At 66.3% G+C, this 7,508-nt stretch carries 7 protein-coding genes; 5 read left to right on the top strand and 2 right to left on the bottom strand.

All coding sequences use genetic code 11. The features are described from left to right. Positions 1-46: 46 nt before the first annotated feature. Positions 47-1,396: a dicarboxylate/amino acid:cation symporter gene (locus NS365_RS22375; protein WP_058602510.1), complete on the bottom strand. Its 1,350-nt coding sequence runs from the start codon at positions 1,394-1,396 to the stop codon at positions 47-49. 269 nt (positions 1,397-1,665) lie between these two features. Between NS365_RS22375 and NS365_RS22380 the strand changes: the two genes are divergently transcribed. From NS365_RS22380 to NS365_RS22390, 3 genes are all read left to right on the top strand, one after another. Continuing rightward, positions 1,666-3,474 (top strand): sensor histidine kinase, encoded by a 1,809-nt coding sequence (locus NS365_RS22380; protein WP_058602511.1) that lies wholly within the window; start codon positions 1,666-1,668, stop codon positions 3,472-3,474. Next, positions 3,471-4,823 carry a sigma-54-dependent transcriptional regulator gene (locus NS365_RS22385; protein WP_058602512.1) on the top strand — a complete coding sequence of 451 codons (1,353 nt, stop codon included), beginning with the start codon at positions 3,471-3,473 and terminating at the stop codon, positions 4,821-4,823. The genes NS365_RS22380 and NS365_RS22385 overlap by 4 nt, the downstream gene beginning before the upstream one ends. Before the next feature lie 256 nt (positions 4,824-5,079). Beyond that, positions 5,080-6,378, top strand: coding sequence for an MFS transporter (locus NS365_RS22390; RefSeq protein ID WP_058602513.1), 1,299 nt, complete (start codon positions 5,080-5,082; stop codon positions 6,376-6,378). A 55-nt stretch (positions 6,379-6,433) separates the two neighbouring features. Here the strand turns inward: NS365_RS22390 and NS365_RS22395 are convergent, their stop codons facing one another. Beyond that, complete coding sequence (locus NS365_RS22395) at positions 6,434-6,682, bottom strand: hypothetical protein (RefSeq protein ID WP_058602514.1); 249 nt, start codon at positions 6,680-6,682, stop codon at positions 6,434-6,436. A gap of 181 nt (positions 6,683-6,863) precedes the next feature. Between NS365_RS22395 and NS365_RS22400 the strand changes: the two genes are divergently transcribed. Further along, positions 6,864-7,121, top strand: coding sequence for a hypothetical protein (locus NS365_RS22400; protein WP_058602515.1), 258 nt, complete (start codon positions 6,864-6,866; stop codon positions 7,119-7,121). Between the two features lie 88 nt (positions 7,122-7,209). Then, positions 7,210-7,461: a hypothetical protein gene (locus NS365_RS22405; RefSeq protein ID WP_058602516.1), complete on the top strand. Its 252-nt coding sequence runs from the start codon at positions 7,210-7,212 to the stop codon at positions 7,459-7,461. Positions 7,462-7,508 lie beyond the last annotated feature (47 nt).

The raw sequence follows: 7,508 nt of genomic DNA on the forward strand, positions 1-7,508 counted from the left end.
CGATCGATCGGGGCGGGCTTCTCACAATCGCTCCAAGAGCAGAGGCTTACTCGGCCGGGACGACCTGGATCGTACCCGTCTCTTCCGTGGCCGGGCCGAGCGGCTTGGCGTGGCCGGCGAGCGCGGCATGAAGACGGTCGGTGTCCAGCTCGCCTTCCCAGCGGGCGACGACGAGGGTCGCGACCGCATTGCCGACGAGGTTGGTCAGCGCACGGCATTCCGACATGAAGCGGTCGATACCGAGGATCAGCGCCATGCCGGCAACCGGAACCGAGGGAACCACCGAGAGCGTCGCGGCCAGCGTGATGAAGCCGGCGCCCGTGATGCCCGCCGCGCCCTTGGAAGAGAGCATGGCGACGAGAAGCAGCAGAACCTGCTCACCCAGAGAGAGATGGATGCCGGTGGCCTGTGCGATGAAGAGCGCGGCCAGCGTCATGTAGATATTGGTGCCGTCGAGGTTGAACGAATAGCCGGTCGGGATGACGAGGCCGACGACCGACTTCTTGGCGCCCGCCGCTTCCATCTTTTCCATGAGCGAAGGCAGAGCGGCTTCCGAAGAGGACGTGCCGAGGACGAGCAGCAGCTCTTCCTTGATGTAGCGGACCAGCGCGACAATCGAGAAGCCGTTGTAGCGGCAGACCGCGCCGAGCACGACGAACACGAACAGGAAGGCGGTGATGTAGAAGGTGCCGATCAGCATGGCGAGATTGGCGACCGAGGAGATGCCGTACTTGCCGATGGTGAAGGCCATGGCGCCGAAGGCGCCGATCGGGGCGGCCTTCATCAGGATGCCGACCAGCTTGAACATCGGAGCCGACACGGCCTGGAAGAAGTCGAGAACCGGCTTGCCCTTCTCGCCGACCATGCCGAGCGCGAGGCCGAACAGGACGGAGAAGAAGAGGACCTGAAGAATGTCGCCCGAGGAGAAGGCGCCGACGATCGTGGTCGGGATGATGTTCTGCAGGAAGCCCGTGACGGTCTGCTCATGCGCCTTCACGGCGTAGTCGGCGACGGCCTTGCCGTCGAGCGAGGCGGGGTCGATGTTGAGGCCCGCACCCGGCTGGATCACGTTGCCGACGATGAGGCCGATGATCAGCGCCAGGGTCGAGAAGGTGAGGAAGTAGAGCATCGCCTTGCCGGCGACGCGCCCGACCTTCTTCAGATCGCTCATGCCGGCGATGCCGGTGACGATGGTCAGGAAGATGACCGGCGCGATGATCATCTTGACGAGCTTGATGAACGCATCGCCGAGCGGCTTCATCGCCTCGCCGGTCTGCGGGTAGAAATGGCCGAGCAGGATGCCGACGGCGATCGCCGCCAGAACCTGAACGTAGAGCTGCGCGTAAAGCGGCTTGCGGGGAGCGGGCTCGCTCGCGACCACGGGTATGGATGCCATGAATACCTCCCAAACAGGTTTCTTCGCGCGGCTCATCCCGACCGCGTCGTGAAGGCTCGCGATCCGCAAACCTTTCGAAAACCATCATTGCAAGCGCCGTGCCAAATGCCGCGCAGGGCAGACATGCCGGGAACGCAAGGCTTTCTAAATCGTTTGAAGTGCGGGCGCTACGTGACGTGTGCGGATTTTCACTCAACCTTTGCCGGCGCTTGTGCGATATTCCGCACAAGATGATCCATGCTGCTTCACCTCGTCCGTCTCCGACCGTGATGCGTCTCGTGACGCTGGTGGGCGGATTCGCGCTTCTGGTCGTGGCTTGGCTGGCGGCGGGCGAGATCGGGCGGCGCAGCGCCGACAGCCAGTTGGCGGATCGATCCGAAAGCGCTCTGGCTGCCGCGGCTTCGGTCCTGCGCAGCGAGATCGGCAAGCAGCGCGCCGTCCCGAGCGTGCTCGCCGAAGACCCCGAAGTGCTGGCGGTTCTACGCGAGCCGACAAAGCCGATGCTCGAGCGCGTAAACCGCCGGCTGGACGGCTTGGCGGCGACGACGGGCGCGAGCGTGATCTATCTCGTGGCGCGCACGGGCCTGGCGATCGCCTCCAGCAATTATGCCGATCCGCAAAGCTTCATCGGCAACGACTACCGCTTTCGCCGCTATTTCTCCGAATCCATCACGGGCGGCCAAGCCGAGCAATATGCGCTGGGCTCGGTCAGCCGCCGGCCGGGGCTCTATATCGCGCGCCGGGTTGGCAGCGCCGAAGCGCCGCTCGGCGTCGTGGTCCTGAAGATGGAGCTGGACGCCGTGGAAGAGACATGGCGCGCCGGCGGCAACATCGTCTTCGCGACCGACGAGCCGGGCGTGATCCTCGCGACGACCCGGCTGGACTGGCGCTTTCACACGCTGCAACCTCTCCCCCCGCAGAAGCGATACGCCATTCGCGAAACGCTGCAATTTGGCGAAGCGCCCCTGACGCCGCTGAGCGAATTGTCTTTGAGCGGCGGCACGCAGGGCCGCTTGGCGAGTGGGCCGAACCGGGAGATTCCCGTCTTCGTATCGGAGCGCCCGCTCGGCGACCCCAGCCTGAACTGGCGGCTCTATCTTCTTCTGCTATCCGAAGACGTGCTGGACGAGGCGCAGCGCTCCAGCCGGCTGGTCGGCTTTGCGATCGTGCTGGCGGTGGTCGGCCCCGGCATCGCGCTCCAGCGCCGCCGCCGCCGCTCGCACCAGCGACAGGCCGACCTGCGCGCCACGGCCGCCGAACTGGAGCGCCGCGTTGCCGAGCGCACCGCCGAGATCGCGGACACGAACCGCCGCCTGCGCGATGCCATGGACGCGCGGGAACGCGCCGACCAGCGGGCGGGCGAGTTGCGCGAGGAGCTGGACCAGGCCGCGCGCCTGGCGACCCTCGGGCAGATCGCGGCGGGCGTGGCGCACGAGATCAACCAGCCACTCACGGCCATTCGCACCTATGGCGAGAATGCCGGCCTGTTTCTGGAGCGCGGCGACACACAGCGCACGGCCGACAATCTGAAGCTCATGGTGGGCCTTACGGATCGCATCGGCTCGATCACCGGGGCGCTGCGCAATTTCTCGCGGCGCGGCTCGCAGCCGCTCGGCCCCGTCTCGCTGCGCGAGGCGGCGGACGGCGCGCAAATGCTGCTGCACAATCGCTTTTCGGTCGTCTCGGCCGATCTGGTGCGCGAGGGCGACGCTTGGAACCTCAGCGTGCTTGGCGAGCCGATCCGTCTGGAACAGGTTCTGGTGAACCTACTCCAGAACGCGCTCGATGCCGTGGCAGAGACGGAGGGCGCGCGCATCGTGCTGGCTGCCTGGCGGGACGGCGAAGAGGTCGCGCTCAGCGTCGGCGACAACGGGCCGGGCATCGACCCGTCCGTTCTGCCGCGCCTGTTCATCCCCTTTTCCACCGCCAAACCGCGCGGACTCGGCCTCGGCCTCGTCATCTCGCGTGACATTCTCGCCGAATGGGGCGGCGAGCTTTCGGCGACAAGCGAACCGGGCCGAGGTGCGACCTTCACGGCGCGGCTTCGATGGGTCCATGAAACAGGGAACACAGCATGAGCGAGACGCCGCCCCTGCCCGTCGCCTTCGTGGACGACGAGGCCGACATTCGCGCCGCCAACGAACAATCCCTGCTTCTGGCCGGTTATAGCCCGCTTCTTTTCGAGCGGGGCGAAGCGCTTCTGGCTGCGATCGACGAGGGCTTCGAAGGCGTGGTCGTCACCGATCTGCGGATGCCCGGCCTCAGCGGGCTGGACCTGTTCCGCCGCCTGCGCGCGATGGACGCGGACCTGCCGGTGATCCTGGTGACCGGCCATGGCGATGTCGCGACCGCCGTGGATGCCCTGCATGAGGGCGTCTACGACTTCATCGCCAAGCCCTATTCGGCTGCGCGGCTGATGGATGCCGTGCGGCGGGCCGGCGAGAAGCGGCGGCTGGTTCTGGAAAACCGGCGGCTGCGCGATCTGGCGCGGCAGGTGGATGCGAGCGATGCGCCGCTGATCGGCGAAAGCCCCGCCATGCAGCGCCTACGTCACACGATCCGCCAGATCGCGGATGCGGATGTGGACGTTCTGGTGGAAGGCGAGACCGGCTCGGGCAAGGAGGTGGTGGCGAGCGCCCTGCACCATTGGAGCCGCCGCGCGCCCAAACCCTTCGTGGCGCTCAATTGCGGCGCGCTGCCCGAAACCGTGATCGAGAGCGAATTGTTCGGCCATGAAAGCGGCGCGTTCACGGGCGCGGCCAAGCGCCGCGTCGGGCGCATCGAGCATTCGAGCGGCGGCACGCTGTTTCTGGACGAGATCGAGTCCATGCCGGCAGCGCTTCAGGTGAAGCTCCTGCGCGTTCTGGAAACGCGCGAGGTCGACCCGCTGGGCACCAACGAGCGTCGCGCGGTGGATCTGCGTGTGGTGGCCGCCGCCAAGGTCGACCTCGGCGCGCCCGAAGCGCGCGCCTATTTCCGCGAGGATCTGTTCTACCGCCTGAACGTCGTCACCGTGCAGATCCCGCCCCTGCGCGAGCGGGGGGACGACGTGCCGCTTCTGTTTGCGACCTTTCTGGAGCGTGCGGCCAAGCGCTTCCGCCGCGAGCCGCCCGCGATATCTCCGGGCGTGATCCGGCATCTGCGCGAGCATGACTGGCCGGGCAATGTGCGCGAGCTCGTGCATTTCGCCGAGCGCGTCGCCCTCGGGATCGCCGATGTGGCATCGCGGCCGGAAATCCCCCGCGCGGGCCTCACCCTGCCCGAGCGCGTGGACGCCTTCGAGGCGGATGCGATCCGCGAGGCGCTGGAAGAGAACAACGGCGACGTGAAGCTGACGATCGAGGCACTCGGCATTCCCCGCAAGACCTTCTACGACAAGCTCCAGCGCCACGGCATCAGCCGGAAGGATTTCGCCGGCGAGGCGTAGCGTCGGGGAGTTTCAATCGCCGGAAAGCCACCAGCGCGAAAGTGCGGTCGAAGCGTTTTCCATTTGGCAAGAGCGCACGCTCTGACAATCTCGTGAAGATTCGATTGTAAGCCGCCGGCTCTTCGTCTACACGACCGCACGCTCCATCGCGAGCCAAGGAGGAAGGCACCTGCCCCCGTGCCCGGATGGGCGGCGTGATGATGCCACCTCCTACCTCTGCGTCCGACCCTGGGCGCCGCCATCCAGAGAGGATGCCATGACGCCCGTTCGGCCCGCCAGCTCGAAGATCGCCACCGTGTTGCGCGTGACGAGCGGCAACTTCCTGGAGATGTTCGACTTCTTCCTCTTCGGATTCTACGCGTCCTATATCTCCAAGACATTCTTTCCGGCCGGCAGCGAGTTCGCCTCGCTGATGCTGACCTTCATGACCTTCGGCGCGGGCTTCCTGATGCGCCCGCTCGGCGCGATCTTTCTGGGCGCCTATGTCGATAGTATCGGGCGGCGCAAGGGTCTGATCGTCACGCTCGGCATCATGGCGACGGGCACGATCCTGATCGCCTTCGTGCCGGGCTACGAGACCATCGGGCTCGCAGCGCCGCTTCTGGTGCTGGTCGGCCGCCTGCTGCAGGGCTTCTCGGCGGGCGTCGAGCTGGGCGGCGTGTCGGTGTATCTCGCCGAAATGGCGACGCCGGGGCGCAAGGGCTTCTATGTGTCCTGGCAGTCGGGCAGCCAGCAGGTCGCCGTCATGTTCGCGGCCGCGATCGGCTACGCCTTGAACAACATGCTGGCGCCGGCCGCCATGAGCGACTGGGGCTGGCGCGTGCCCTTCTTCATCGGCTGCGCGATCGTGCCCTTCCTGTTCTATATCCGGCGCTCGCTGGAGGAGACGCAGGAGTTTCAGCAGCGCAAGCACCGCCCCGCCATGCGCGAGGTCTTCGCTTCGCTGACGCGCAACTGGCGGATCGTGCTGCTCGGGATGCTGATGGTCGGCATGACGACCATCTCCTTCTACACGATCACCGTCTACACCCCGACCTTCGGCAAGGCGGTGCTGAAACTCTCGGAAACCGACAGCCTGATCGTCACCTTCTGCACGGCCCTGTCCAACCTGTTCTGGCTGCCGGTCATGGGCGCGCTGTCGGACCGGATCGGCCGCAAGCCTCTTCTCCTGACCTTCTCGGCGCTGACTATTCTCACCGCCTATCCCGCCCTGTCCTGGCTCGTGGCGAACGCGACCTTCGGCCATATGCTGGTCGTCCTCTTGTGGCTGTCCTTCCTTTACAGCAGCTACAATGGCGCGATGGTCGTGGCGCTGACCGAGATTGTGCCGGCCAGCGTGCGCACGGCGGGCTTCTCGCTGGCCTATTCGCTGGCCACCGCGCTGCTCGGCGGGTTCACGCCGCTTGTTTCGACCTGGATGATCGAGGCCACCGGCAACAAGGCCGCGCCCGGCCTCTGGATGGCCTTTGGCGGCGCTTGCGGCTTGGTCGCGACGCTTCTGATCTATCGCCGAGGCTCCGATGCCTCGCTTCCAGCAGTCGGCCGCACGGCCTGACCGGCTCTCGCCCCGAAGGGACGAGGTTCAAGGGCGGCTCCGGCCGCCCTTTTTGTCAGGCGGACTGGCGGATGGCCTCGATCAGGCCGGCCAGACGCTGCGTGCCGGAGTCCGTCAGCGTTCCGCGATCGCCGGTCTCGTTCAGAAGACCGGCCTTTTCCAGTTCCTCGACACCGGCCGAGTCGGCCTTGTGTCCCTTGCCGTCGTCGAGAACGACGCGCGTGACCGCCTCGCCGCTGACCAGCGAGTGATAGGCGGCGAAGGTCAGGATCGACAGCGCGTGGTCGCTGAGTTTCTGGCTCATGATGGGGTCCTCTGGTTGGCCTCCAAACCGCAATGCGAGCCACCGGCATTGGCTCCGATCAGCGGCAAAGTTACGCGGCGAAAAACGCAAGGGCCAACCACACAAAAACTTCCCCTCGCGCTTTCTCGACAGCGCCACGATCCATCGCTACCTCTCGCCGCGCAATCGCAAGGCACGACTGATGACGAAGACCGTAGACCCCGAATTGAACGCGCTGATCCACGAGGTGATGGAAGCCCGGCTCATCAAGCCCGGCTCGCCGGAGCATGTCGTGGCCGCGCGCGTGGCGCAGGAAGGTCTCGGCGCGCTGGGGTCCGACGAGCGCGATCTGTTCGAAACCAAAGTCCTCCCGATCCTCGCCAAGCCGATCCGCGAGCAACTGGCCATCGCCTCCATTGTGCAGCGCGGCGGTTATGTGCCCCGCAAGATCGATTTCTGAACACAAGCTTGCGCTTTGCCGGCGCGCGGCGTGGAAATCGCGCGTCTCGGCCCTATCTCCGGAGTGACGTGTTTCCGGAGTAACTCCCATGTCCGCCGACCCCGAATTGTCCCGCTTGATCGCCGATGTGATCGACGCCGGCCTTCTCATGCCGGGGTCGCGCGAGATGGTCGTGGCGCAGCGCGTGGCGAGCGATGGCCAGCGCAGCCTGTCGATCGAGGATCGGCGCGTGTGGGAAAGCGGCGTCCTGCCGATTCTGGCGCAGCCGATCGACATTCAGATCGCCGTGCGCGCGCTGGTGCGCCGCTCGCATCGCCTGCCCCGCCGCGCCGTCGCCTGATCAGCGCCTCACGCGCCGGGCAGCGCTCTAGGTAGGGGACTCACCCA

Source organism: Aureimonas ureilytica, from assembly GCF_001475935.1.
GTDB classification, from domain to species: Bacteria; Pseudomonadota; Alphaproteobacteria; order Rhizobiales; family Rhizobiaceae; genus Aureimonas; species Aureimonas ureilytica_A.

Bases quoted from the DNA above. Each gene is read 5' to 3' on its own strand.
- NS365_RS22400 (WP_058602515.1), top strand. From the start codon at position 6,864: ATGACGAAGACCGTAGACCCCGAATTGAACGCGCTGATCCACGAGGTG.
- NS365_RS22375 (WP_058602510.1), bottom strand. From the start codon at position 1,396: ATGGCATCCATACCCGTGGTCGCGAGCGAGCCCGCTCCCCGCAAGCCG.
- NS365_RS22395 (WP_058602514.1), bottom strand. From the start codon at position 6,682: ATGAGCCAGAAACTCAGCGACCACGCGCTGTCGATCCTGACCTTCGCC.
- NS365_RS22405 (WP_058602516.1), top strand. From the start codon at position 7,210: ATGTCCGCCGACCCCGAATTGTCCCGCTTGATCGCCGATGTGATCGAC.
- NS365_RS22380 (WP_058602511.1), top strand. From the start codon at position 1,666: ATGCGTCTCGTGACGCTGGTGGGCGGATTCGCGCTTCTGGTCGTGGCT.
- NS365_RS22390 (WP_058602513.1), top strand. From the start codon at position 5,080: ATGACGCCCGTTCGGCCCGCCAGCTCGAAGATCGCCACCGTGTTGCGC.
- NS365_RS22385 (WP_058602512.1), top strand. From the start codon at position 3,471: ATGAGCGAGACGCCGCCCCTGCCCGTCGCCTTCGTGGACGACGAGGCC.